The organism is Acinetobacter sp. BWR-L5 (assembly GCF_039655985.1).
In the GTDB taxonomy this organism is placed as follows: Bacteria; Pseudomonadota; Gammaproteobacteria; order Pseudomonadales; family Moraxellaceae; genus Acinetobacter; species Acinetobacter johnsonii.
The window spans coordinates 132,517-157,416 of sequence record NZ_JAGFEV010000007.1 but is presented as its reverse complement, the minus strand read 5'-3'; the positions used below and the strand labels follow the sequence as shown (position 1 = coordinate 157,416).

Genomic DNA, 24,900 nt, shown 5'->3' with positions numbered 1-24,900 from the left:
GCGCATGATAAAACTTAAGCAAAACAAATAGAGGTGTGAGATGTACTTAAAAGACCATATCGTCCGCGTCGAAAATATAAAAATGCTGCAAGCAATGCATGCTGCAAAAATTGATCATAAAGTCATTGCCCTGTTCATGAGCTGCGAAGGAATGCCTTTACAAGCCCACGATGTCAGCAGCATTTTAAATCACTACGACACACTGGGGAGTAAAAAATTGCCGAGCAAAAAAGTTCAAGCCATGATTGAAGCTAAGAAATTAGGTATGGAAGATGACTCTCTACCTTGCCCCGTTTAAATTTTACTTCTACAAGAAATACGGTGTATGCCGTATTTTTTTCGCCCTATATTCGCCACTGCATTACTTCACCCTTCTAGCATTTAAAAAGCAGATCTGCTTGTTCAATTACACTGCAATTTACAACGCCTTTCTGAAATTTTAGCGTGTATAATTTGATAAAATCCTGAGTTTCAAATTCATCTTATGTCGCTTCAAATTTTGCACAAACAACTTGATGAAAGCACGCCTTGTCCACTTTGTCAGGCGGCCATGTTTTGGGTGGATGCTGAACAATACGACAAAGAAATTAACTTTCATGAATGTAGCCACTGCCAACATCGTGTTTTTAGCAATTCCAATCTAAATTGCCACTGCGACAGTTGTTTAGCCCAGCGCAAAAAAATATTGAAAGAAACTCGTCAGCAAGAACAGCGTAAAACCAAAACCAAGGACATTTATGAGTTTGAACTGGGTCAACTCAGTTTTATGCATAAATTATTTTTATTGGCCCTGTTAGATGACTACGCACAAGAACATACACAGCATCAAGAGTTTATTGATTGGGAACAGATCAAATATTTTAGTATCACCCCCAATTATCTGTTTCAAAATAGTCTCGTCAAACAACTGGTAAAAGAACAAATCCTCGTTGCCAAAGATTTTGCCAGTGAAGCCCATCAGTATTATATTAATGTACGTTTGGACGGCTATTCTGAACCTAGCCTATTTAGTGTTACGCAGCAATTACGTTATTGGTTTTATGAAAATCTTAGCCTTGGTGTGCCTTTTAAGACCGCGGATGAAGTCAAAAATGCCTTGTACCAATTGCTCTATCAGGAAATTATCCAATTTATGCAGTTTTACTGCCGTACGTGGGGCATTCAAATTGCGGGAAATAACAGTTTCCAAGTGTTTTGTTATCGTTTACTCGATGTACTCGCGGTCGGACAAATTTATTATTTAATCCAAACTGCATTGGAGTATTTATATGAACGTAAAGCCTTACAACCCAGAAATGAAAACTTTATTAATACCAACTTGTTGAAAAAAACTTTACAACAATACCGTGAACGCAGTGTGGCTGAAAAATGGGAAACTTCAACGCTGCCTCGACCGCATAACCTACCATTCAGCAAAATGAGCGAAGTTTTATTTTTCCGCTTTTTAGGCTATGACGAAGCCATTTTCTTCCAACCTGTCTCTCGATCATGGCAAAAAATTGAGCCGCGTTTAAGCTTCTATTCGCAAAAACGCTGTATGTACTGCGGTTCAAATGAGCTTACCGTAGATTATGATGCTGACCAATATGTGACTTTATTCTGTCGCAAATGTAAGCACCAAGACCACTATTTCACCAAATAAGGGCACCCACTATGACCCAGCTTTTAGACCTGTCCTTGCTTAACACAAAACAATCGATTCAAGACCAAACCGATGTCTTGGTGGCATATGTTGCTGAAGCTTGGACTGCGCTGCAAACGCAACAACCTTTGGTGCAATGTATCACCAACAGTGTGGCTGCTAACTATGCAGCCAACGTTTTATTGGCTGCCGGTGCTTCACCTGCCATGATTGATAATCCCTTTGAGGCGGAAAGTTTCACCCGTATTAGTGCAGCGCTCAGTATTAACCTAGGTACACCAACCTCTGAACAAATGCAAGCCATGCAAATCTCGGCACAAACCGCACAGCAGCAAAACATACCTTGGGTATTAGACCCCGTAGGATATGGGCCATTTTTAAAATGGCGCTCTGAAATGGTAGATCAGCTTTTAGCTTTTCAACCCACCGTTATTCGTGGCAATGCATCGGAAATCAGTACACTTGCAGGGAACCAGATCGAAACCAAAGGCGTTGATAGTACGGCAAGCAGTGCCGATGTCTACCACCAAGCAAAAACACTTTTAGCACAGGCTGAAGTCATTGCCATTTCTGGCGAGTCTGACTACATCCTTTCCAAACAACTTGATGCTGTAATCCAAGTCAATGGTGGTTCGCATTTACAACCCAAAGTTACAGCTACCGGTTGTGCCCTTGGTGCATTAATTGCAGCCTATAGCGCCGTCACCAATCCTGTCATTGCAGCGCTGTCTGCGCATGTCCACTTTGCCATTGCTGGGCAGTTTGCTTATGCCCAAAGTCAAAGCACAGGAAGTTTTAATGTAGCGTTTATGGATCACATTCATCAAATGAAAGCTGAAACCATTTATGAATATGCGGATATACAGCTTATCCGTACCTCTGCCTAAATAAAGTATGGCGAGAGTTTCTGCTTAGGTAACTTCTCGCCCTAAAAACACGTTCATCGCCGCTTCTAGCAGAGTCAATAAATCTAATTTACAAATGCACATTAAGTCCATACCAATAAAATAATCAGGCGTATGTTGCATATAAAAGTTGATATGACGGCTGGCCCGACTTCGAAGCCGTATCAATTGTTCAGGCGTGGTCTGTGGCAGTACACAAGGATGCACAAACACATCATCACTGCGTTGTTGCACATTCACATGACGGTTTTGCATTAGATCAAGAACCTGTAAATAATCCTCAGGCATTGGCACTTCTGCACGCGGATAAAAGTGTTTTGAACGTGAAGCAAACAGCCGATATACTTTTGGCTGCATTAAACTCGAAACAAACCATAACTGACGCGTAGGATATTTTAAACGATAACCCAAGGTCACTCGAATTGCGGATAAAAGTGTTCTGTTTTGATTTCGGTAGTCAGGTAAAAAAGCTGCTCGCGAGCTAATAATATATAAGGGTTGATGCGCTGTCTTAAGCTTCAAGATGGCAATAATATTTTGCCCAACTATTTTTCCGCGATGATAAAAACGAATAATTGGCAATGCCACTACATAAGGGTTATACAACAATTGATGCAGTTCTGCTGGGATTGCATTTGGGAAAATTTGTCGATCAAAAGTTTCAAGCTCTTCAAATAGAACTTGTTTTTTCTCTACTGAAAGTTTATTAAAATCAACGACATTTTCCATAAGTTGCATGAAGTGTTTCCATTCTTATTTTAATCATTTGTTTTACTGTCATGGTCTAAATGCAATGCTTTGACCACCATAGGTATAGAAAAAAATGTCTTCACCAAACCGATAACGTCAAGAACCAAATACAACAGCCCAATTGCGGGCATAGAATAACTGCTTTTTATTTAAGTACATAGCGCTTATTTTATAAGCAGAAATAAATGCCAGCACGAGGCTGACATTTTTCTCACAATCTATTTTTGCAATGATTAAGCAGTACGATAGGTGATATTGACTGTCTTAATTCGATTTGAATCCAACTCAAGCACTTCAAAGTGAACACCACGGTAGTCCAGTTGAGTTCCAACGTGTACATCACCATGAGTTTTATCTAGGATTAAACCGGCAACACTGATATAGCCTGCATCTTCTTCAACCAAATCGATCATGCCAAGTTCCAGTTCCAGCTGATATAAATCCAGCATGCCTGTCGCCTTCCATGTCTGATCATCTATCTTCACCAAATCAAGTTGCTCATCGGCATCGGGGAATTCACCAGCAATCGCCTCAAATACGTCAAGCGGTGAAACAAGGCCCTGCACATTACCAAACTCATCGCTCACCAAAACCAATGAACCTTTAGACGTTCTTAACGTATTAATCGCATCAATGACTTTCATTTTTTCAAAAATGTAAATTGGGCGATGACGTTTGATCAGGTCTTTCAATTGCTCTTCATCATCTAAAACATCGAGCAATTCTTTGGCGCGCGCAATGCTGATCACTTTATCCAAGCTACCGCGGCACACTGGAAATAAACTGTGCGGCACAGACAGTACCTGTTCACGAATTTTCTCAGGTGAATCATCAAGATTGACCCATGAAATTTGACTACGCGGTGTCATGATCGACGCGACCGAACGTTCAGCCAATGTCAATACACCGCCAATCATATAACGTTCTTCATCCGCAAAAGTTTCTTGTGCTTGAAGCTGATCAGGGTCTTCAGCTTGGAGCTTGCCACCCATGAGTTTTAAAATAGAATCCGCAGTACGATGACGCAGTGGAATTTTCGCTTCATGTTTTGCCGCATTGCGCTCACCAAATTGGTTAAACGCTTCGATCGCAATGGCAACGCCGATACCTGAATAGATATAACCCTTAGGAATGTGGAAGCCGAAACCTTCCGCAATCAGGCTGATACCAATCAACAGTAAGAAGCTTAAACACAAGATGACTACAGTCGGATGACGGTTTACAAAAGTCATTAATGGTTTCGACGCCAACAGCATGACTACCATGGCAACGACCATAGCCACCATCATAACATTAATGTTGTCGACCATACCAATCGCGGTAATCACCGAATCCAGTGAGAACACCGCGTCAAGGATCACAATCTGTGCCACAACTGCGGTGAAACCTGCGTAGACCACATTGGTGGTCAGCTTAACTTCTGGCTTACCTTCAATTTTTTCATGCAATTCGGTAACGGCTTTATAGACTAGGAATAAGCCACCAAATAAAAGAATCAGATCTCGCCCAGAGAATGTCCAATCTAAGACAGTAATCAGCGGTCGAGTCAACGTGACTAACCAAGTGATGATAAACAACAAGCCCAAGCGCATTAAAAGTGCAAGCGAAAGACCAATGACACGCGCTTTATCGCGTTGCTCAGGAGGAAGTTTTTCAGCCAAAATGGCAATAAAGACTAGGTTATCAATACCTAAAACAATTTCTAATATAATAAGCGTAAGTAAACTTACCCATATTCCAGGATCTAATAAAAATTCCATTATTTTATTACCCCAGAATTATGTTTCTGTTTTAAAAGCATAGACCTGCACGGCGACGGATCCATATTTATGACCTGTTCAACTAAAGATGAAATAATTATGCCTGAGATGTTTGGCTTGTAATAATTTTTTTATGGTTTTTAACAAAATTTTAATATTCGACTACTTATTATGCAAAAAATACATAAAAATATCGAAATCTCTGTTCTAAATTTTGTCACTTAATGCCAATTGTCGCATTCTATAAAGATTAGACGCGGCGGTCATTTTTTAGTTTTTCTAATAAAACACATCTCAAATAAAACACAAATTATTGTTTTTATTTAATTATTTATTTTAATAATAGTTAAAAAATATCAATTCACTACATTTATGATTTCAATAAATGACACTTTTTGTTAAAAACACTAGTTCACAAATCCATTTTTTTCACTAAAATGAAACACGACCAGCATTGTTGTAAAAGTGGTCAATTACCCAAACCAAGGATGCGCGGATTGACAATCCGATCAAAGTAATCGAAGACAGGATTCATCGCTATGAACAATGAAAAAGCATTGACCTTCAATAAAACGTCAAAAATGCTTGCCAATACTAGCTATGAAGGCGCATATCTGCATTTAGACTCCTCATTTGATCAGCATCAAGTTAAAGTTGTGGTTTCGCATAATAACCAAAAGTTTGAAATGCACTTGCCTATCGTTCTACAGGACGGTGTTCCCATGGCTAAACTCTCTTTGGATTCTCACCAGAATGCTGAAGTCGAAGATGAAGTTGTACAATTTGCACAAAGTATTGTGAGCTTCCATCAAGATAAAGACGGCTATACCCTGTCTCTTCTAAACAGCCACGCTTAACTTTTCTTGATTACTGGCAAAGGCTATCCTTTAACAGATTTCCTTTATGATGATAAATCCAGTAATTTTGTATTGATAAGTGTATGAGTGTTCACATAAAATGTGTTCAAATGATCTATAAAATAAAAATACGATTCACGGGGAATCCGTCACATGACCAAAAAGTACAGTAAGTTCCTACCAGGTTCTGAAGATTTTTCTTTAGAAAGTTTTCCATTTTACTGGGTAACACAAGTACATGCACAGTATGTACTCAATGTCGATCATGCTTTAAAAAAGTATGGTTTAGATAACTCACGTCGTCGTATTTTACTGGCTTTAGATTCAAAGCCACATGCCAGTGTTTCTGATTTATCTGACATGGTGGTCTCTAAGATGTCGACAACCACCAAAATTGTTTATCGCTTAAAGGATGAAGGATTGGTTGAAACTTATTCTTGTGAAGATGATGCACGTATCACCCGTGTTCTTCTCACCGAAAAAGGTGTTGAAATGACCAATAAGATTAATGATCTCACCAGTGTTGTGCTTGAGCAATCATTTGAAGGCTTAACACCTTTGCAAATTGAAAAAATGATGGAAAGCCTAAAACACGTGTTTAAAAATTTAGCTCGCTAAACCGCTTAAAAGTCGAAAAAGTTGAGTTGGGGACTCTCTTTTTCGACTTTTATTTTCGGCACATGTGAACATTCAAACTGTTCAACAGAAAAGCCTTGTACAAAGGATTGAATATTCGGTGATTTCCAGCTGAGCCACTCCTCTAAGCGTTCATGTGGAATCACGATCACTGAGCGTTTCACATTCCCCGGCTCATGAAACTCCCGCATCATTGGATGGTCTATGGCGTCCATTGTAAGCATGGTTGCTGAACGCACTACCTCGCCTGCTATACGACAGATTTCATAAAGTGCAGCAACAAAAATAACCTGCCCATCCTTTCGTCTAACACCCCATCTCTGCGGCTTTTGTTCTATATATTTGGACTCATAAAATTCAAAAACTGGGATCACCCCAAACTGATATTTGGAAGTGGCCTCAATAAAACTAGCCTTTTGCAAGAGTGTCTCACTTCGAGCATTATAGGTTTTCGTTGCAATACTCTTATCTTCGGCCCATTTCGGTATTAAACCAAAATGTACCTTACGCCACTCAAAACCTATATTTGATTTGAACAATAAAGGCAGCTCATAACCAGGATAGACTTCTTCGACATAATCAAACGGAATTTCAGGTAGACCAAACTGTTGTACTTGAGCAAAGGTTAGAGGCTTAAAATTAGCGCACATGGATTTTCATCCAACTTGGTGGTTAACAATAGTATGAAGAGCTTTATATAGCGAATTGTATAAGGCTTTTATCTGCAGCGTCTAGTTGAGATACTTATTTAGCACTACGCTTAAAACCATTCATAGCCTTGAATAAGTCCAATCTATAGATCACTGCTATTACCCAAAATTAAATCAGTCTTATTGATTTACTCTAAGGATACAGTACGACTTATTTCGTCCAATAAAAAAGCCTCCGAAGAGGCTTTTTTAGATTTACAGATTAGTCACCTGTATAACCTTTTAACTTCAAGCGTGCAGCATGCAGAAGTGGCTCTGTATAACCTGATGGCTGCTCACCACCTTTAAACACTAAGTCATACGCTGCTTTATATGCATAACCATCGAAGCTTGGTGCCATAGGCGTGTAAAGCGGATCGTTTGCGTTTTGTTCATCAACGATTTTCGCCATACGCTGCATCACTTCTTCAACTTGCGCCGCAGATACGATGCCATGACGTAACCAGTTTGCAACGTGTTGAGATGAAATACGTAAAGTTGCACGGTCTTCCATTAAACCCACGTTATTGATGTCTGGAACTTTCGAACAACCTACACCCAAGTCAACCCAACGCACAACATAACCCAAGATCCCTTGAAGGTTATTTTCAAGCTCTTTGGTTTTCTCTTCTTCAGTCCAGTTGGTATCTGTCGCTAAAGGTGGTGTTAACAAATCATCTAATGATAAAGGCTCTGTATTCAATAATTCTTTTTGACGCTCAGACACGTTGCATTGGTGATAGTGAATCGCATGAATGACAGCACCAGATGGAGAAGGAACCCATGCACAGCTTGCGCCCGCTTCTGGATGTTCAATCTTGGTTTTGTACATGTCTAAAAGCATATCTGGTTTTGGCCACATGCCTTTACCAATTTGTGCTTTACCACGTAAGCCCGCTTGAAGACCGATCATCACGTTACGGTTTTCATATGCTGGGAACCAAATTTGTGATTTCACTTCGCCCTTGCGAACGAATGGACCTGCTTCCATAAAGGTATGGATTTCATCACCTGTACGGTCCATGAAACCAGTGTTAATGAAGATCGTACGGTCTTTTGCTTGAGCAATACAGTTTTTCAAGTTTACAGAAGTACGACGTTCTTCATCCATGATACCGATTTTTAACGTTTTTGCAGGCAGGCCAAGCGCTTGTTCTGAACGCTCAAACAACTCAACAGCAAAAGCAACTTCTTCAGGACCATGCATTTTTGGCTTAACGATGTACATTGAACCTTTACGAGAGTTCTTGTTTTCGTTTTCGCCTTTGATATCTGCGAAAGACAATAGCGGAGTGATTAATGCATCCATGATACCTTCGTAGATTTCAGCACCATCTACAAGAATCGCAGGGTTAGTCATGAGATGACCCACGTTACGAAGAAGCATCAATGAACGACCATGAAGTTTTGTTTCACCGCCAATCAAGTTTTTGTGCGTACGGTCTTTATTCAAAGTACGCGTAACGGTTTTACCATTTTTCTCGATAGACTCTGAAAGTGTACCTTTCATCAAACCTAACCAGTTACGGTAGCCTTCAACTTTCTCTTCTGCATCTACAGCAGCGATCGAATCTTCTAAGTCTTGAATAGTCGTTACAGCAGCTTCAAGAACTAAATCTTTTACGCCAGCGGCATCTGTTTTACCAATTGGGCTGTTCGCATCAATTTCAATTACAACGTGTAGGCCGTTGTTTAAAAGTACAATTTCTGTTGGAGCAGATTCTTCGCCATTAAAACCAACAAATTGTGCTTCTTTAGCCAAAGTCGATGTCGAACCGTCTTTTAACGTCACAACTAACTTTTTGCCTTCAACTGCATATTTTATTGCATCAGCATGCGAACCATTCGCTAATGGGAAGGTTTCATTTAAGAAGTTTTTAGCAAATGCAATAACTTTGTCGCCACGCACAGGGTTATAGCCTTTACCTTTTTCCGCGCCACCGTCTTCTGGGATCACGTCAAAACCGTAAAGTGCGTCGTATAAAGAGCCCCAACGCGCGTTTGCAGCATTTAAGCAGTAACGTGCATTACGCACAGGCACTACCAATTGCGCACCAGCCAATAATGCGATTTCTTCATCTACATTTTCTGTGCTGATTTGGAAATCTTCTACTTCTGGTACTAAGTAGCCAATTTCAGTAAGGAAAGCTTTGTAAGCTCCAAGTTCAAATTTGTTGTTGCGGTGCCATTCATCGATCTTCGCTTGAATGTCGTCACGCTTAGCCAATAGTGCTTTGTTCTTTGGGCTAAGATCGACAACGACTTGTTCAAAGTTTTTCCAGTAAGTTTCACTATCCAAACCTGAACCTGGAAGTGCTTCATTTTCGATGAAATCGTAAAGTTCTTTAGCAATCGCTAACTTGCCTTTTTGAATACGTGCAGTCATTGTCTTTCCTGATATTGCTACTTTTTATACAAGAGATTCTAGTATACCGATTTAAACTTGGCTGAATAGTAATATCACCGTGCGAAATAGTGATCATTTTTTATTTAATAAAGTATACAAACTACCAAATAAAATACTACTCAAGGCACAAGCATTATCAATTTACAAAATGCTCTTTAGTAGTTTATTAAGTTTTTGAAATGCCGAAATTAGACTTAAGTGCAGTTTTGTATGTTTATTACACTTAAAACCAATATTCTCCCTATTTTCAATCCTGATTAAGCCATGATTATTCAAAAAAGTCGATAAATTAATCGATGAAAATGCACATAAAAAAAGCACCCTTTTGGGTGCTTATATTTTTAAATTTCTTCTTGTTGTTTACTTGCTTCAGCTTGTATTTGTCGATGCGCTTCATTTAAGTAATCATCTGATTGCATTTCCAATAAACGTGAACGCGTGCGTTCAATTTCAAAGGCTAATTTATCACCAGAGTACAAATCGATAATTGTATCTTCTGAGGTTAAAATCAGTTTTACCCCACGGTCATAAAACTCATCGACCAGATAAATAAAACGACGCGTCCCTTCAGAAAGATAATCGGTCAAATGCGGAACATTACTCACCAACACCGTATTATAAATATTTGCAATTTCGATAAAGTCAGCAGGACTACGTGGTTTTAAACACAGCTCTGAATACTCACACCATAAAACATCTTCAGTATGCCCGACCGTTTCTACAATACGATTATTAATAATAATCGGCTCATCTGAAATGGTTTGGGTTTGGGTCAGTGCGCTAAAACGCTGCGCAATCCAACGTTGGTGCTCATGTGTTAAAGGAGATTTAAAGAGTTGCGCTTGCTTTAAAACACGCAAACGATAGTCCACGCCTGCATCTACATTTAAAATCACACACTGCTGTTTCACCATTTCAATGGTTGGAATGAAACGATCGCGGTGAATACCGTTTTTATATAAACCATCTGGCGCAATGTTTGAGGTTGCCACCAAGGTAATGCCACGTGCAAAAAGCTTTTGGAACAAATCACTGAGAATCATAGCATCTGTGACGTTTGAGACAAAAAACTCATCAAAACAAATGACCACCGCTTCTTTATAAATTTGATCCGCAACCGCATCTAAAGGGTTACGCTGACCTGAAAGCTTGTTGAGCTCACGATGTACATGTTGCATAAAATGGTGAAAATGCATCCGTGTTTTACGACGAAATGGAATTGAGTCATAAAACTGATCCATCAACCATGTTTTACCACGGCCTACACCACCCCACATATACACACCACGGGGAGAAGTTTGACGGCGGAAACGACGGAATGCTTTTTTAGATGCCTTAAAACGTTGAATTAATTCATGCCAAACGCGATCCAACTCATGAACGGCCTGAGCTTGTGCCTCATCAGACATGAACTGCCCGGATGCTAAGGCTTGAGCATAACGCTCTGCAGGAGATAAGGGACTGAATGCGGTAGGTGAATTAAAATCTGACATATCATTTAATACTGTTTTTAGGCTATATCAATTATAGCGGAGTGGAAAAGTTAATATATAACACTTTGGCATAATTATGCTTAGGCTATTTCCCATATTGTCGTGGACTGTAACCAAACCACCGTTTAAATGCATGATTAAAGGCTGCAGGCTCCGAGTAACCCAATAACTCTGCAATCATTTCAATGGAATATTCCTGATATTCCATCAAATGTAGTGCACGGTCTTTCATTAATTGCTCACGAATTTGTTTATAACTGCTATTTAACTGTTGCAACTGGTGTCTTAAGGTTCGCTCTGGCAAATTCAACGCTTGTGCGGTTTCAGCCATGGTCGGCAGTAAACCACGTTGTAACTCCAAATAATCCTGTACACGTTGAATCAGACTTGGTTGCTCTGCCGTTTCTTCCAAACGTTGTAATTCCGCCTGACATTTGCCTGCATAAACGTTAAATGTCATCAAATCTGCAGAAGGAATTGGTACATTTAAAACCCATTCATCAAACCAAAATTCAGCTTGCTGCGTACCAAAACTCACTTGTTGACCATAAACCTGCTGATAGAGCGCCAGTTTTTTCGCATCTTCAGGTCGTGCAACAGGTAAAGTAATTCGAATCTCAGGCATTTCCAGCCCAATCATCTTATAAATATCTTGTAAAAACTTATAGGTTCCCGCTATCTCAGAATGTGCACGCAACTGTCCCACAGACGTTTGTAGGTCTCGCGGTAGATAACATAGTGCGACTTGATCATTTTGTTTTTTCAAACCCAATAAGCCACTCAAATGCGTCAAACTTTGATAGCGAATACCCTGTTCTAACGCGGTATGTGTCGTTGGACTGGTCATCAATAACATCAGTAAAGGGCCATATCCCGCCAAGACATAATGCTGACCAATGAACAAGCCTTGCTCAGGCTCAATATCCTCTGCAATAATTTTCAAAATATCCCACTCTAGAGCAGGATGGATGATCGCATTCGGATCAAGCGACTCCACACGTAAGCCAATGCTTTGTAACTTTTGATCGACTGCGACTCCTGCTTTACGCATTCCTTGAATCAAATACATCAAGCCAAGTACAGAACGTTTCATAATCAATTAAAAGCAAAATATTGGCCTATGTTTTACTACAGCCACCTAGCGTACAACAATTGCCGAATCTATCAATTTTCTTGTCAAGGCTATCATAGACCTTCTAGATAGTTGCTCTACAATAAAGTAAAACAAAAAGGAAAAACAAATGCAGGCAGCAAATTCAACAACCCCTCAGGTAAAAATCGCCATTATTGGTGCAGGCTTTGGTGGTTTAGCTATGGCTATTCGCCTTTTGCAAAATAATATTCGTGATTTTGTAATTTTGGAAAAGGCCAGTGAAATAGGTGGCACATGGCGTGAAAACCAATATCCGGGCGCTGCTTGTGATGTACAGTCACATCTCTATTCTTTGTCTTTTTCACCCAAGGCCGACTGGTCTAAACGTTATGCTGAAGCACCTGAAATTTATCAATACATCCAAACACTTACCGCTGAACATCAATTGCAGTCTTATATCCGCTTTAACACCGAAGTCAGTGCTGCACATTACTTAGAAAATCAGTGTTTATGGCAACTCACCCTTAATCAAAATGAAACTCTGACCGCTCAATTTGTCATTTTCGCATCTGGCCCCCTGCATGTACCGCAAATTCCACATATTGCGGGTATCGAGAAATTTAAAGGCAAAGTTTTCCATTCATCACAGTGGGATCATGACTATGACCTCAGCAGTAAAAATGTTGCCTCCATTGGCACTGGGGGGAGTGCGATTCAATATATTCCTGAAATTGCAGAAAAAGTGAAGCAACTTTATGTACTACAAAGGACAGCTGCATGGGTTATTCCTCGGGATGAACGTCGTTATTTACCCATTGAAAAAACACTGTTTAATCGATTTGATTGGTTTCGAAAACTTCATCGAGCTCGTCTGTATTGGACAAATGAATCTCGTGTAGTTCCCATTATGAAACCACAGGTCATGAAATATGCACAAAAACTAGCAGAAGCCTATATTCGCCATCAAGTTAAAGACCCTGTAACCGCAGATAAGTTAATTCCCAACTATATTATGGGTTGTAAACGGATCCTGGTCTCCAACAAATATTATCCAAGCTTTAACCGTAAAAATGTTGAATTGGTTACCGATGATATTTTGGAATTGACTGAGGACAGTATCATCACCAAAGATGGAAAAAAACGTGCAATTGACTGCCTCATCTATGGCACAGGTTTTGTGACTGACCCACGTATTTATCTTAGATCCTTTAGCTGTACAGGGCTGAATCATATTGAGCTTACAGACGCATGGCAAGATGGGGCCGAAAGTTACTATGGAATTAGCACCAAAGGTTTCCCAAACTTATTTCAGCTTTTAGGGCCTAATACAGTCTTAGGTCATAACTCAGTTATTTTTATGATTGAGTCACAAGTAAATTACATTCTACAGCTCATCGAGATGGCAGAAAAAACCCAATCTCAAGCGATAGTTGTGAAAGCAGATATTCAAGACCAATTTAATCACCATTTACAAAGTCAATTTACAGATACCATTTGGCAATCTGGCTGCGTCAGCTGGTATCAACAAGCGGACGGGAAAAATTTCTCTTTATGGCCCAGCTATACATGGAAGTATTGGCTAAAAACACGAAAAGCCAATCCTGCGGACTATCGTTTTTTAAATTCTAAGCAAGATAGTCAAGCAATAAATTAAGATCGCGGTCATAATAAGTTAGTATTTTTTCACACTTTATTTGACATGCAATCGTTTTGGTTGATTTTTCAGCTTCTTATTTGTTTAGCACTTGGTTTTGTTTTGGCGCGTCGTTTACCCAAATGGCTTGAACGACTTGCCTTTCAAATCCTGCCCTATTTTACGTATATTCTCTTAATTGCAATTGCAATTGAGTTTTCAACGACGTTGCATAGCATTGCCGAACCTTGGCAGATACTCAATCATGCAGCGCTTTTAGCAGTTATGACCAGTATCGGTGCTTTTGTCTGTTGTTACATATTATATAAACTGTTGGGCTACCAACCCAGTCATGGCAAAGTGTCCATGAGCCTTGTGAGCAAATCATTAATCAATATCAGTTATGCATTTATCGCACTGGCCTTGGGTTATGGCTTGGCAGAGCTATCTTCAAGTTTTGACTATACTCTTCATATCAGCACATGGAACTTGTTACTGGTTTTCATGTTCCTGATCGGGCTTGATTTAGCCTATTCGCCACTAGATCGTTCATGGTTGAACTGGCAAATCCTACTCGTTCCACTTGGTTGTATTCTGGGTTCAATTATCGGGGCGTTTGTAACGGCCTATTTTGTTCCGAGCATTCAACTAAAAGACCTGATTATGTTATCTCAAGGTTATGGTTTCTACTCTATGACTGGCATTGTGGTCACGGAGTTAAAGAATGCACATTTAGGTAGCATTGCACTGATGAATGATTTGTTCAGAGAAATCTTTGCGATTGTGTTTATGTACATCATTGGCTGGCGTTACCCCCGCTCTGCGATTTCATCTGCAGGAGCTACAGCAATGGATGTTACACTACCGATGGTCAAACAAGCCTGTGGGAATAACTTTATTCCACATGCCATGGTGAGCGGTTTCATTCTGTCAGTTTTGGCGCCGATTGTTGTCAGTGTATTGGCGGCTCTGTAAAGCATAGTGCTCGATTCAATGCTGTCTTTTTATTTTGCTCTTGCCACTTCGCTCACCAACAATTCTTTTTAAAATTTAATCCATAAAAAAAGCCTTTCGAATGAAAGGCTTTTTTAAATTTCTAGTCGATTAAAGCGTCGCTAAAATATCTTTTAGCATCTGACACGGGTTTGCAGACTGCGTAATTGGTCGACCAATCACTAGATGTGTTGCACCGTCTAACATTGCTTGTTTTGGCGTTACGATACGCTTTTGGTCATCCGCACTTGAACCCTCAGGGCGAATGCCCGGTGTCACCAATGCAAACTCTGAACCCAAAGCCTCACGCAGCATTTTTGCTTCTTGCGCTGAACATACCACACCATCTAAACCACTATCTTTAGTCAATTTCGCTAAACGTTTGACTTGTTCAAATGGTTCAATATCCAGACCAATATCGGCTAAATCTTCACGGCCCATTGAAGTTAACACCGTTACTGCAATCAGTTGAGTGTTATAGTTCCCAGCCTTTAAGCGCTCAACGCAGGTTTCCATCATTTTACGACCACCTGAAGCATGGACGTTTACCATCCAAACACCCATATCTGCAGCAGCACATACCGCTTGCGCAGTCGTATTTGGAATATCGTGAAATTTTAGATCTAGAAAGACTTCAAAGCCTTCACCATGTAAAGCTTTAACAATAGATGAGCCTTCATGGGTAAATAATTCTTTACCGACTTTTACACGGCATAATTGAGGGTCTAATTGCCCAGCAATCGTCATTGCGTCATAATGACTTTTTGCATCTAAGGCAACAATAATACTCATGGGGGAGACCCTTCAAACTCACAAAATTATGGCATTATACGGATTAAGCCTAAAACGACCAAGACTATTTTTCTAAAAACCATTTAAAATTCAAACTAAGTTATTTATTCATATACTTTTTATATAGTTATCAATATTTTAAAGCACAATAAAAAACGCCTTTGGCTATATATCCAAAGGCGTTTAAATCAAACTTGCTTCAATACTTCCTAAGATAAAAATCTTACTTCATATTGTGGCTTAAAGCGGTGTAGATGGACGATCATTAGGATTGATGTCTAACACCGTTTTTTCATGTCTTGTATGTGCTGCAGCTTCAGCAGCAGCCAACTGAGCGGATTGAATCTGCTCTTTACGAAGGTGATCAATGTCTTTACGTAGTCGCTTAATTTCCCAACCTTTCTGGAATACACGAAATACCTGAACACCAATTAACAAACCCAACACAATGCCTAAAGCCATTGTCAATAATAACAATAGACCTAAACGCATTGCTGGAACCTGTATAAACAACAGATCAACGGTTAGCTCAGTTCCGTTTTGTAGTACCAAAGCTAGGCAGTAGCCAAACAGTACAATTAATAATGCGAATAATACGTAACGCATAAGCACCCCAATAAATTTTATTCGCCTGCAGTCTCGTTTACTGCATCACGTAATGCTTTACCTGGTTTGAAATGTGGAACAGCTTTAGCAGCCACTTCTACCGACTTACCCGTTTTAGGATTACGCCCAACACGAGGCTCACGGTGATGGAGTGCAAAACTACCAAAACCACGAATTTCAATACGATTATCTGAAGACAAAGATGCAATCATTTGATCAATCATAATCTTAACAGCTTCTTCCACTAATGGCTCTGCTAAGTGCGGGTTTTTAAGAGAAATACGCTCTATTAAGTCAGACTTATTAAGTGCTTCAGTAGTCATCTGCGACCTCTTTAATTATCAAGCTACCTTGTAGATAGATTGATAATAACCTGTTTAAATACAAAACGGTAGCGTAATAAGTGAATACTACGCTACCGTTTATTGTATTTGTGTAAAAAGTATTAGTTAACTTACATTAACAATACAATTCAAACATCTACTTAGTTGCCCATTTGAGCTTTGATCAAATCACCAATAGTCTTAGGACCATTGTCTTGACCAGTAGTTGCTGTCTTCAAGTTAGCAACTGCTTCTTTCTCTTCAGCTTCGTCTTTCGCTTTGATAGACAAGTTGATAGAGCGAGATTTACGATCTACGTTGATGATTTTCGCTTCAACTTCTTGACCAACTTCAAGGAACTTAGTTGCATCTTCAACGCGGTCGCGGTTGATTTCAGATGCTTTAAGAGTCGCTTCAACTTCGTCAGCTAACTTAAGTGTTGCGCCACGAGCGTCAACAGCAGTTACAGTACCTTTTACAAGTGCACCGCGTTCGTTAGCAGCTAAGAAATCGTTGAACGGATCGCTGTTCATTTGCTTGATGCCAAGGCTGATACGGTTGCCTTCAGCGTCTACAGACAAGATAACCGCTTCAACTGTGTCACCTTTCTTGTAACGACGGATAGCTTCTTCGCCTTGTTCGTTCCAAGAAATATCAGACAAGTGAACTAGACCATCGATACCGCCTGGTAAACCGATGAAGATACCGAAGTCAGTGATTGACTTGATAGTACCTGAAACTTTTTCACCTTTGTCGTGATTCTTAGCAAACTCTTCCCATGGGTTAGCACGAGTTTGTTTGATACCAAGAGAAATACGACGACGCTCTTCGTCAACTTCAAGAACCATAACATCAACTTCGTCACCAATCTGAACAACTTTAGATGGGTGGATGTTTTTGTTAGTGTGGTCCATTTCAGAAACGTGTACTAAACCTTCAACGCCTTCAGCGATTTCTGCGAAACAGCCGTAGTCAGTTAAGTTAGTTACGCGAGCTTTAACGATTGAACCTTTAGGGTAACGGTTCATGATCGCTAACCATGGATCTTCGCCTAATTGCTTAAGACCTAAAGATACGCGGTTACGTTCTTTGTCAAACTTAAGTACTTTAACAGTAACTTCTTGACCAACTTCAACAACTTCTGATGGGTGCTTGATACGTTTCCAAGCCATGTCAGTGATATGAAGAAGACCATCAATACCGCCAAGGTCAACGAATGCGCCGTAGTCAGTAAGATTTTTGATAGTACCAGTAACTGTTTGACCTTCTTCAAGCTGAGCAAGAAGAGCTTCACGGTCAGCTGAAGATTCAGCTTCCATAACAGCACGACGAGATACAACAACGTTGTTACGTTTAGCATCAAGTTTGATTACTTTAAATTCTAACTCTTTGCCTTCTAAGTGAGTAGTATCACGAATAGGACGAGTATCAACTAAAGAACCTGGAAGGAACGCACGAACTGGACCGATGTCAACAGTGAAACCGCCTTTAACTTTACCAGAGATAACACCAGTAACGATTTCGCCGTCTTCAAAGATTTTTTCAAGTTTAGTCCAAGTTTCAGCACGTTTCGCTTTTTCACGTGATAAAACTGTTTGACCCATGCCGTTGTCAAGCGCTTCAACAACAACATCAACAGTGTCGCCAACTTGAACTTCAAGTTCGCGTTGTTCATTTAAGAATTCAGCGCGGTCAACAATACCTTCTGATTTAAGGCCAGTGTCAACTGTTACCCAATCAGAATCGATGTTTACTACAACGCCTTGGATGACAGCACCCTTTTCAACGTTGAGGTTTAATTCGCTTTCTTCAAAGAGGGCTGCAAAAGATTCGGTCATGATATACCTGATAAAGTCAGCGGTCTTGGATCAGACAAGGCCGGTTTAGTTAAGCGTCTACATAGTCCATTTTGAACTGATCAAGCTATGCTTCTGCTGAATATAAAAATTCGTTAGTTTGCTAATTGCTTATCGATATAAGCCGTCATAAGCTGAAATACCTCATCAATGTTCAATTCAGAACTATCAATGATGTAGGCATCAGCTGCTGGTCTGAGTGGAGCAACTTCGCGCTCCATGTCACGTTTATCACGCGCCTCAATATTAGCTAAAATATCGTTTATTTTAGCATCCAGCCCCATACCCTGCAACTGCTTTACTCTGCGTTCAGCACGAGATTGGGCTGAAGCGGTTAAATAAATCTTGGCTTGAGCCTCTGGAAAAATGGATGTGGCCATGTCTCGGCCATCTGCAACCAAGCCTGGCGCTTGTGCAAAAGCATGCTGGCGATCGACCAGCGCAGTTCTAAGCTCAGGAATTGTTGCAACTTTTGATGCAAACTCACCAACCCGCTCAGTTCGAATGGTTTGACTAACATCCTCACCATTAAGCAAGACTTGTGTGCCTTGTGCGGAACTTAAAAATTGTATGTCTAAATGTTTAGCAATTTCGACACACTGACTCAGTTCGCTTGACAAAGCATCCAACAAATCTTGTTGATGCAATGACAGGCCCAACAAGCGATATAACGCTCCCGAATCAAGTAAATGAAATTGATAATGGGCTGCTATTTTTGCAGCCAGTGTGCCCTTACCCGAACCACTTGGACCATCAATTGTGATTATTTGAACTGTCATTGCTTACCCAAAGTTTGTTATACAGATTTAGCGAGTTTTGAAAAACCTAGTTTAATCGCAGATTTAAGCTGTGCAAGGATTAATTTACTTACAAAAGGTGCACGTGCCTGTAATTCAATCGTATAGGTCACTAAAGTTTTATTCGAGTCAATCGGCTCAAACTCAATAATACCCAAATGATGTTTGATGAGTGGATTTTTAATAATCTTGTATTCAATACGCTCATTCACATTCATTAATGTAATTTGCTCTTGCAACGGTTTAATTGGACCAAAACCCATACGACGTACAGAACCAAGTCCATCCGGACGTTCTGGATCTGCTGAATCTTTCACTCGCACCACTTGAACTGGTGCAAAAGCGACGTTATAGGTTGAGTGTTTAGAAAGTAAATCAAATACCTGCTCTACGGGTGCATTAAATTCTTTTTTAATCTGAATATTATTCATGGTGGTTCCAACGCCTTATTTGACAATAATTATTGTCATTTCATTTTACATGAAATTATTATTTTACGAATGGATTCATCCCTTTTCTTGTAGACGGGATAGTCGCTTTTGTTCGCGGCGCATTTTAAAAAAGTGACTGAGCTGCTGTGAGCATTGCTCATGTAAACAACCCGACTCAACCAAGAACTGATGATTATAATAGCCCGTTTCAAATAATTTACGTGCACTTATAAGAGAGCCCGCTTTCGGCTCTGTCGCACCAAATACTACTTTTGAAACGCGTGCATGCACCAAAGCACCTACACACATGGTACAAGGCTCAAGCGTCACATACATGACCGCATCATCAGGTAAACGATAATTTTGTGTATTTTGGCAAGCATCGCGAAGTGCTTGAACCTCAGCATGCGCGGTAGGGTCATTTAGCGTAATAGGCGCATTAAAGCCCGAACCAATAATTTTATTTTGACTCACAATGACTGCCCCGACCGGGACTTCACCTTTTGACGCTGCAATAGCAGCCTGCTCTAAAGCAAGCTGCATCCATTCACTATCTATTTTTAAAACATCAGTCATAAAGATTAGATTACATCGTAATGTTTAAGGAGTTCATTCCAGCTTTCAATGCTCGTTGTGGGTGGATTACCAGCGAAAATACCCTTTAAGCTATTACTAGCCCCTTGTTTCCATGCTGGTGACAAGTCTTTATCCACTAAACGCGCACGCACACCCTCAACAAAGTCTGCATGACGAATTTTCCAGTCCGAAATTTGCGTTTCAAGCTCAAACACTTCATTCCAAGAATGAACCTGCTTGCCCCACTGCCATAGCAACCATGTTAATGCAGCCGTTGTTGGTGAGCCTTTTTGTAAGTTCTCACTGGCTTGACGAAGCCAATCGCTACGCGCATCACTTAAACCAACAATAGCATCATAATCATGCTCGAAGTTCACACCACGACATACACTATGAATGACATCCAAAGAGTTCTGTAATGGGCCTGGACCTACCGGACGATGCATACTGTTTAATGTGTCATCAATGGCTCTAAAATCACCTGCTGGATAATGACTCCAGTCGATATTAATAACTTTCTCAAGCACCGTATTACGCTGCGCATCACAGATGTGTGTTGCCCAACCAATACCATATGCGCCCGCAGCCGTCATGATTGAACCCGTTAAGCCCGTGAACAAACCAATTGCTCCACGATCCGCCAAGAAACGCGTTGCACCCACATCTGGGTACAAACCAATATTAATTTCAGGCATCGCTAAACGTGAATGCGGTGTCACCAAACGAAATGGCGCGGCCATAAACAGACCTAAACCACCGCCCATGACATAACCTTCACCCCAAACCAAGACAGGCTTAGCATAGTTGTGTAGTAATAAATCTAAAGCATATTCTTGCTCAAAGAACTGATTGGCTGTTTCAACTTCATCGTTAATCACCAGTTGACGAAGTTTACGTACATCACCACCCGCACAGAATGCTTTTGGTGTGGTTGAATCCAACCAAATGGCTTTTACTGCGTCATCGCTATGAAAATCTTGAAACACTTCAAATAAAGCTGAAACAATCGTTTCATCTAAAGCGTGAAGTGATTTTGGTCTATTCAGACGAACAATGCGCCAACCATTTTTTGCTTCTTCTACAATCAAATCTGGATGGTAGTTTTTAGAAACGGGAGAATATGTCATGCGTCCAGCTGCCAATCTATAGGCTCAATGCCATGTTGTTTAAGATAATTATTGGATTTTGAAAAAACTTTACAACCGAAGAATCCACCACGGTTTGCTGCCAAAGGTGACGGATGTGCCGCCTTTAACACCAAATGCTTTTCTTGATCAATCCGTTGTCCTTTCCGCTGCGCATATGCTCCCCAAAGAATAAAAACAATATGCTCGCGCTGTTCATTTAAAACATCAATCACATGATCGGTAAAATCTTCCCAACCTTGTTTTTGATGTGATGTGGGTTGACCAGCTTCAACGGTTAATACACTGTTCAACAGCAAAACACCTTGCTGCGCCCAACGAGTTAAATCCCCATGTTTAGGAATATCAATTCCTAAATCTTTATTTAACTCATGAAAAATATTACGTAAAGATGGTGGTAAAGCAAGCCCCTTTTGCACAGAAAAACTGAGCCCATGTGCCTGATTCGGCCCATGATATGGGTCTTGTCCGAGTATTACCACTTTTACATTCGCCAAAGGCGTCGTATTAAATGCATTAAAAATCAGCGCATTTGGCGGATAAATCACTTTATTCGCTTTTATTTCTGTAACAAGAAACTGCTTTAACGCATCCATCTTAGTACTAAGCAAAAAGTCACTTAATCCATGCTTCCAACTGGCATCCAGCTGAATTTTATCAAGCTTGGTTTGCTGTTGTTCTGTTAAAGACATACTTGCGCCTTATTCCCTTACTGTATATTCCGTGACAAATTTCACAGTTTGACTTGTAATTCTACATTCGGATTGTGAAATTGGATACCTTCTTTTAATTTGGTATACATTTCAGTGTCCGCCCATTCCGCTTGGATTTGTTCTGAAAACTCAATCTGGCTTAAATCTAAAAGCCCCATCTGTGTATTTTCAATATCTTCAATAAAACTCTGCGCATAGCCCGTATCGGTCTCATGCACAATCACCGAGTACACTTCCACATCGCCTTCACCGTTTTGAGTCACGGTCGACGCAAGTACTTGCTGTGCAAGATAAAAGAAAATACGTGAAAATTGTTCAGCCGATGGCGAAACAGGTAACGACACCCAACGTGCACTAAAGGTTTTACATGCTAGGATATATTCTGGATCATCGTTTTGCCAAAAACAAATCGCATGATCAAAAGAGTCATAAAGGTCTTTAATCACCCCTTTCAGCAAGCCAAAGTCATAAACCATTTGACCATGATCTAATTTCGATGCTTTGAGGAGTAATTCAACTTTATAACTATGACCATGAATGGAGCGTTTACAACGATCCGATGTACAGTTGCGTACAATATGGGCATTTTCAAACTTAAATAACTTACGAATTAACATATGCCGTAATGCAATCAAACTTTCTGAGAATTGACTTTAATTATAAAGCAAAAGTTAACCTATGCTCATTTATTTTATTGTTCAATCCAATTGGTAAATCATATCAGCCTTACATTTAGCCTTTAAAAAGGTGACATACTCCGATAAGCCACATATACCGCTTGATCTTTTCGTACCAAATCACTACTAAACTGACGCTTACGCTCATTCAACAAGATTTCAATTCTAGCTTTAAAATAGTTCGATTGAACTCCGAGAAAATCATTAACAGCAGCCCGCTGAGCCTCGTCCACTTGCTTAAACGGATCAATCTCCCACAGTTCATTCATATTGGAAAAATGTTCCAAATTGGCCTGTCTTTGCTTTTGTAAATTTTGAATAGCAGATACATCCAACTTGGGATCAATGCTGGCCAACACCAGCGCAGGTGCAGTGTTGATATTCACCTTTAACTCATTGCTCGGCAAAGCACTCACATAAGGTGCAATCAGTTGATAGTTGCGCCCCTCAAAACCCCGTACCAACTTCAACTGTTCAACATTATAAAAAGCACGATTTGGCGCCAAGTAACCCTGAGCTAAACTTTGATAATAAGCAGATTCAGCACCCATCGGCCCACTGACTTCATCATCTTCATCTTGCCAATCAATCACAGCTTCTGAAAGTTGCGCAGGCAACCCCACACGGACCAACAGCCTTTCAAACCAAAGTTTTGCAGCCTCATTCGGCTTTTTATCCGACTTAACTAAAGCATTTAAATTAAATTTTCCTGACTCATCTTCTAAACGCCCAGAAACAAAGCCATCTTCCACTGGAAAAGCAGGCATCGGCTTCGCCCACGTTTCTTGTAGATGATCGACCTCTGCTGTATTTTGAGCATCATCCACCAACAGCTCAGAAAAAAAAGCTTCAGCACTTTTTGCGTATAACAGAGCTTGGTTTTGTCGCATTAAATAAGCCGTACTCTCTGCGGTATTGCGCTGATGTTTCGCAATCGTAGCAGCAAGAATAGTTGCTAAAGCCACCATCACCAAAATGGTGATCAATGCAATGCCATGCTGAGAGCGCTTCAAAACATCCACCTATTTACAACGAATACATTTAAGGAAAAATGGTTTTGCATAGAGTCCGTGAGTTTCATATCCTGCAACTTAATTTTTTTGTTTTAAAAAGTCTGTATTTAATAAACTAAACACCCATTCATAACCCACCTCATTGACAGTGAGGTTTATTTTTAAACCGCGCGGTAGTATTTTTGCCTGAGTTACATCATTTTCACTCAATGCCACCTCAGGCCATTGTGCCATTTCATTGGGATTGAGTAACATAATTTGGAATTGATCAACTGAATCAAGTAGAACACTGGTTTCAGGTTGATCATTACCTGTTTGATTTAAATTTTTATATTTATAACGGTACAGTTTTTTTTCATCTGCTTTATAAATATATTCAACTCGCTCTTCAGGCGGTATGCCTTGCATTAAAGGATCAGTCACGCCAGTTTTACTAAAGGTCAACTGACCATTTTGCAACATGACTGCGGGTTGAACCTGCCCCGCAACATTGGCAGTAACTGGTACAATTTGCACCGTGTCATGTAACACTTGTTGATATGCTTCTTGTAGCTGACCTAAGTGCTGTTCATGTTGGGTATTACGCTCTTTAATCTTGATCAGATAATCAAAAACCTTCCAACCCAAAGCTGAAAGCACAGCAAAAATCGCGATTGCCACCAATAACTCAACCAAAGTAAAGCCTGAGCGTTTTGTCATGGTTGGCTTCCATCACGATGGTTAAAAAAAACTAAACTCGTAACACCCGAATCTACTTTTCCAGTTTCAGTATTAACCAAGCTCACCTGTACATTGACGCGTTGCACATTAGCACTAATCGTTGCTTGCGCTGATTTATCAATTTGCCAAGTTTCACCTTGCTGGGTGATTTGTTTAGAGGCCGTGCCTTGTAGCCAATCACGATTGATTTCCATCATAGAAATTTCATTCAAGGCAACAAATTGTGCCTTGGTACGCAAGATGGCATGTGCAGTAGATTGAGTATATTGCATACCTACTTTAGTTAAAGCGACCGCTGCCGTGGCAAAAATAGCCAATGCCACCATCACTTCCAGCAACGTAAATCCTGAGCGAGGATTAATGAAATAATATTTCATCCGAGCGCAAGCCGGC

At 40.2% G+C, this 24,900-nt stretch carries 26 protein-coding genes; 7 read left to right on the top strand and 19 right to left on the bottom strand.

The genetic code is table 11. From position 1 onward, the window contains the following. The first annotated feature begins 40 nt into the window (after positions 1-40). From JZ787_RS13895 to thiM, 3 genes are all read left to right on the top strand, one after another. Positions 41-298 (top strand): hypothetical protein, encoded by a 258-nt coding sequence (locus tag JZ787_RS13895; RefSeq protein ID WP_004696895.1) that lies wholly within the window; start codon positions 41-43, stop codon positions 296-298. A 186-nt stretch (positions 299-484) separates the two neighbouring features. Continuing rightward, on the top strand, positions 485-1,642 hold the full coding sequence (locus tag JZ787_RS13890; RefSeq protein WP_017397110.1) for a hypothetical protein: 1,158 nt from the start codon (positions 485-487) through the stop codon (positions 1,640-1,642). Positions 1,643-1,653: 11 nt separating this feature from the next. After that, the gene (gene thiM, locus JZ787_RS13885) at positions 1,654-2,529 is read left to right on the top strand and encodes a hydroxyethylthiazole kinase (RefSeq protein ID WP_346312621.1); all 876 of its coding nucleotides are present in this window, start codon (positions 1,654-1,656) and stop codon (positions 2,527-2,529) included. A 24-nt stretch (positions 2,530-2,553) separates the two neighbouring features. Here thiM and JZ787_RS13880 read toward each other — a convergent pair whose 3' ends face one another. Together JZ787_RS13880 and JZ787_RS13875 are read right to left on the bottom strand one after the other, a co-directional pair. Further along, complete coding sequence (locus tag JZ787_RS13880; RefSeq protein WP_346312620.1) at positions 2,554-3,285, bottom strand: hypothetical protein; 732 nt, start codon at positions 3,283-3,285, stop codon at positions 2,554-2,556. 245 nt (positions 3,286-3,530) lie between these two features. Beyond that, positions 3,531-5,057 carry a TerC family protein gene (locus JZ787_RS13875; RefSeq protein WP_004984799.1) on the bottom strand — a complete coding sequence of 509 codons (1,527 nt, stop codon included), beginning with the start codon at positions 5,055-5,057 and terminating at the stop codon, positions 3,531-3,533. Positions 5,058-5,596: 539 nt separating this feature from the next. On the opposite strand from JZ787_RS13875, the gene JZ787_RS13870 reads away from it, so the two are divergent. Further along, complete coding sequence (locus JZ787_RS13870; RefSeq protein ID WP_058869726.1) at positions 5,597-5,914, top strand: hypothetical protein; 318 nt, start codon at positions 5,597-5,599, stop codon at positions 5,912-5,914. 153 nt (positions 5,915-6,067) lie between these two features. Next, positions 6,068-6,532, top strand: coding sequence for a MarR family winged helix-turn-helix transcriptional regulator (locus JZ787_RS13865; RefSeq protein WP_004696885.1), 465 nt, complete (start codon positions 6,068-6,070; stop codon positions 6,530-6,532). A 5-nt stretch (positions 6,533-6,537) separates the two neighbouring features. On the opposite strand, the gene JZ787_RS13860 is transcribed toward JZ787_RS13865, so the two are convergent. The 4 genes from JZ787_RS13860 to JZ787_RS13845 form a co-directional block, all read right to left on the bottom strand. Further along, positions 6,538-7,200 carry an SOS response-associated peptidase family protein gene (locus JZ787_RS13860; protein ID WP_058951883.1) on the bottom strand — a complete coding sequence of 221 codons (663 nt, stop codon included), beginning with the start codon at positions 7,198-7,200 and terminating at the stop codon, positions 6,538-6,540. Positions 7,201-7,462: 262 nt separating this feature from the next. Further along, entirely contained in the window at positions 7,463-9,625 is a 2,163-nt protein-coding gene (locus JZ787_RS13855; protein ID WP_168159243.1) for a malate synthase G, read from the bottom strand. Positions 9,626-9,987: 362 nt separating this feature from the next. Next, positions 9,988-11,139, bottom strand: a complete 1,152-nt coding sequence (gene zapE, locus JZ787_RS13850) for a cell division protein ZapE (RefSeq protein WP_004696878.1) — start codon at positions 11,137-11,139, stop codon at positions 9,988-9,990. An 85-nt stretch (positions 11,140-11,224) separates the two neighbouring features. Next, on the bottom strand, positions 11,225-12,232 hold the full coding sequence (locus JZ787_RS13845) for an AraC family transcriptional regulator (RefSeq protein ID WP_279734185.1): 1,008 nt from the start codon (positions 12,230-12,232) through the stop codon (positions 11,225-11,227). A gap of 148 nt (positions 12,233-12,380) precedes the next feature. On the opposite strand from JZ787_RS13845, the gene JZ787_RS13840 reads away from it, so the two are divergent. Together JZ787_RS13840 and JZ787_RS13835 are read left to right on the top strand one after the other, a co-directional pair. Next, a complete protein-coding gene (locus tag JZ787_RS13840; protein WP_346312619.1) occupies positions 12,381-13,886 on the top strand; it encodes an NAD(P)/FAD-dependent oxidoreductase in 1,506 nt (501 codons plus the stop codon). Between the two features lie 45 nt (positions 13,887-13,931). Further along, a complete protein-coding gene (locus JZ787_RS13835; RefSeq protein ID WP_346312618.1) occupies positions 13,932-14,840 on the top strand; it encodes a lysine exporter LysO family protein in 909 nt (302 codons plus the stop codon). Positions 14,841-14,969: 129 nt separating this feature from the next. Here the strand turns inward: JZ787_RS13835 and pyrF are convergent, their stop codons facing one another. The 13 genes from pyrF to gspI form a co-directional block, all read right to left on the bottom strand. Further along, entirely contained in the window at positions 14,970-15,650 is a 681-nt protein-coding gene (pyrF, locus tag JZ787_RS13830; protein WP_004984814.1) for an orotidine-5'-phosphate decarboxylase, read from the bottom strand. A gap of 240 nt (positions 15,651-15,890) precedes the next feature. Further along, on the bottom strand, positions 15,891-16,256 hold the full coding sequence (locus tag JZ787_RS13825; protein WP_004696867.1) for a LapA family protein: 366 nt from the start codon (positions 16,254-16,256) through the stop codon (positions 15,891-15,893). Positions 16,257-16,273: 17 nt separating this feature from the next. After that, positions 16,274-16,579 carry an integration host factor subunit beta gene (locus JZ787_RS13820; protein ID WP_004696865.1) on the bottom strand — a complete coding sequence of 102 codons (306 nt, stop codon included), beginning with the start codon at positions 16,577-16,579 and terminating at the stop codon, positions 16,274-16,276. Positions 16,580-16,740: 161 nt separating this feature from the next. Further along, positions 16,741-18,417, bottom strand: a complete 1,677-nt coding sequence (gene rpsA, locus JZ787_RS13815; RefSeq protein ID WP_004696863.1) for a 30S ribosomal protein S1 — start codon at positions 18,415-18,417, stop codon at positions 16,741-16,743. A 113-nt stretch (positions 18,418-18,530) separates the two neighbouring features. Beyond that, a complete protein-coding gene (gene cmk / locus JZ787_RS13810; RefSeq protein WP_168159247.1) occupies positions 18,531-19,214 on the bottom strand; it encodes a (d)CMP kinase in 684 nt (227 codons plus the stop codon). Between the two features lie 17 nt (positions 19,215-19,231). Continuing rightward, a complete protein-coding gene (locus JZ787_RS13805; protein ID WP_004696860.1) occupies positions 19,232-19,663 on the bottom strand; it encodes an SRPBCC family protein in 432 nt (143 codons plus the stop codon). A gap of 75 nt (positions 19,664-19,738) precedes the next feature. Beyond that, positions 19,739-20,239 (bottom strand): tRNA adenosine(34) deaminase TadA, encoded by a 501-nt coding sequence (tadA, locus tag JZ787_RS13800; RefSeq protein ID WP_005401161.1) that lies wholly within the window; start codon positions 20,237-20,239, stop codon positions 19,739-19,741. Between the two features lie 5 nt (positions 20,240-20,244). After that, entirely contained in the window at positions 20,245-21,366 is a 1,122-nt protein-coding gene (locus JZ787_RS13795; RefSeq protein ID WP_058951874.1) for an enoyl-CoA hydratase/isomerase family protein, read from the bottom strand. Beyond that, a complete protein-coding gene (gene ung, locus JZ787_RS13790) occupies positions 21,363-22,076 on the bottom strand; it encodes a uracil-DNA glycosylase (protein WP_004696856.1) in 714 nt (237 codons plus the stop codon). The genes JZ787_RS13795 and ung overlap by 4 nt, the downstream gene beginning before the upstream one ends. A 41-nt stretch (positions 22,077-22,117) precedes the next feature. Then, complete coding sequence (locus JZ787_RS13785) at positions 22,118-22,714, bottom strand: 6-carboxytetrahydropterin synthase (RefSeq protein WP_004984830.1); 597 nt, start codon at positions 22,712-22,714, stop codon at positions 22,118-22,120. A gap of 122 nt (positions 22,715-22,836) precedes the next feature. Next, positions 22,837-23,787, bottom strand: coding sequence for a type II secretion system minor pseudopilin GspK (gspK, locus tag JZ787_RS13780; protein ID WP_346312617.1), 951 nt, complete (start codon positions 23,785-23,787; stop codon positions 22,837-22,839). 78 nt (positions 23,788-23,865) lie between these two features. Further along, positions 23,866-24,486: a type II secretion system minor pseudopilin GspJ gene (gspJ, locus tag JZ787_RS13775; RefSeq protein WP_346312616.1), complete on the bottom strand. Its 621-nt coding sequence runs from the start codon at positions 24,484-24,486 to the stop codon at positions 23,866-23,868. Then, on the bottom strand, positions 24,483-24,884 hold the full coding sequence (gene gspI, locus JZ787_RS13770) for a type II secretion system minor pseudopilin GspI (RefSeq protein ID WP_062032924.1): 402 nt from the start codon (positions 24,882-24,884) through the stop codon (positions 24,483-24,485). Before gspI ends, gspJ begins: the two co-directional genes overlap by 4 nt. Positions 24,885-24,900 lie beyond the last annotated feature (16 nt).

What these genes read in the sequence shown, in the direction of transcription:
- JZ787_RS13895 (WP_004696895.1), top strand. Translation starts at nt 41, where the DNA reads ATGTACTTAAAAGACCATATCGTCCGCGTCGAAAATATAAAAATGCTG.
- JZ787_RS13890 (WP_017397110.1), top strand. Translation starts at nt 485, where the DNA reads ATGTCGCTTCAAATTTTGCACAAACAACTTGATGAAAGCACGCCTTGT.
- thiM (WP_346312621.1), top strand. Translation starts at nt 1,654, where the DNA reads ATGACCCAGCTTTTAGACCTGTCCTTGCTTAACACAAAACAATCGATT.
- JZ787_RS13880 (WP_346312620.1), bottom strand. Translation starts at nt 3,285, where the DNA reads ATGCAACTTATGGAAAATGTCGTTGATTTTAATAAACTTTCAGTAGAG.
- JZ787_RS13875 (WP_004984799.1), bottom strand. Translation starts at nt 5,057, where the DNA reads ATGGAATTTTTATTAGATCCTGGAATATGGGTAAGTTTACTTACGCTT.
- JZ787_RS13870 (WP_058869726.1), top strand. Translation starts at nt 5,597, where the DNA reads ATGAACAATGAAAAAGCATTGACCTTCAATAAAACGTCAAAAATGCTT.
- JZ787_RS13865 (WP_004696885.1), top strand. Translation starts at nt 6,068, where the DNA reads ATGACCAAAAAGTACAGTAAGTTCCTACCAGGTTCTGAAGATTTTTCT.
- JZ787_RS13860 (WP_058951883.1), bottom strand. Translation starts at nt 7,200, where the DNA reads ATGTGCGCTAATTTTAAGCCTCTAACCTTTGCTCAAGTACAACAGTTT.
- JZ787_RS13855 (WP_168159243.1), bottom strand. Translation starts at nt 9,625, where the DNA reads ATGACTGCACGTATTCAAAAAGGCAAGTTAGCGATTGCTAAAGAACTT.
- zapE (WP_004696878.1), bottom strand. Translation starts at nt 11,139, where the DNA reads ATGTCAGATTTTAATTCACCTACCGCATTCAGTCCCTTATCTCCTGCA.
- JZ787_RS13845 (WP_279734185.1), bottom strand. Translation starts at nt 12,232, where the DNA reads ATGAAACGTTCTGTACTTGGCTTGATGTATTTGATTCAAGGAATGCGT.
- JZ787_RS13840 (WP_346312619.1), top strand. Translation starts at nt 12,381, where the DNA reads ATGCAGGCAGCAAATTCAACAACCCCTCAGGTAAAAATCGCCATTATT.
- JZ787_RS13835 (WP_346312618.1), top strand. Translation starts at nt 13,932, where the DNA reads ATGCAATCGTTTTGGTTGATTTTTCAGCTTCTTATTTGTTTAGCACTT.
- pyrF (WP_004984814.1), bottom strand. Translation starts at nt 15,650, where the DNA reads ATGAGTATTATTGTTGCCTTAGATGCAAAAAGTCATTATGACGCAATG.
- JZ787_RS13825 (WP_004696867.1), bottom strand. Translation starts at nt 16,256, where the DNA reads ATGCGTTACGTATTATTCGCATTATTAATTGTACTGTTTGGCTACTGC.
- JZ787_RS13820 (WP_004696865.1), bottom strand. Translation starts at nt 16,579, where the DNA reads ATGACTACTGAAGCACTTAATAAGTCTGACTTAATAGAGCGTATTTCT.
- rpsA (WP_004696863.1), bottom strand. Translation starts at nt 18,417, where the DNA reads ATGACCGAATCTTTTGCAGCCCTCTTTGAAGAAAGCGAATTAAACCTC.
- cmk (WP_168159247.1), bottom strand. Translation starts at nt 19,214, where the DNA reads ATGACAGTTCAAATAATCACAATTGATGGTCCAAGTGGTTCGGGTAAG.
- JZ787_RS13805 (WP_004696860.1), bottom strand. Translation starts at nt 19,663, where the DNA reads ATGAATAATATTCAGATTAAAAAAGAATTTAATGCACCCGTAGAGCAG.
- tadA (WP_005401161.1), bottom strand. Translation starts at nt 20,239, where the DNA reads ATGACTGATGTTTTAAAAATAGATAGTGAATGGATGCAGCTTGCTTTA.
- JZ787_RS13795 (WP_058951874.1), bottom strand. Translation starts at nt 21,366, where the DNA reads ATGACATATTCTCCCGTTTCTAAAAACTACCATCCAGATTTGATTGTA.
- ung (WP_004696856.1), bottom strand. Translation starts at nt 22,076, where the DNA reads ATGTCTTTAACAGAACAACAGCAAACCAAGCTTGATAAAATTCAGCTG.
- JZ787_RS13785 (WP_004984830.1), bottom strand. Translation starts at nt 22,714, where the DNA reads ATGTTAATTCGTAAGTTATTTAAGTTTGAAAATGCCCATATTGTACGC.
- gspJ (WP_346312616.1), bottom strand. Translation starts at nt 24,486, where the DNA reads ATGACAAAACGCTCAGGCTTTACTTTGGTTGAGTTATTGGTGGCAATC.
- gspI (WP_062032924.1), bottom strand. Translation starts at nt 24,884, where the DNA reads ATGAAATATTATTTCATTAATCCTCGCTCAGGATTTACGTTGCTGGAA.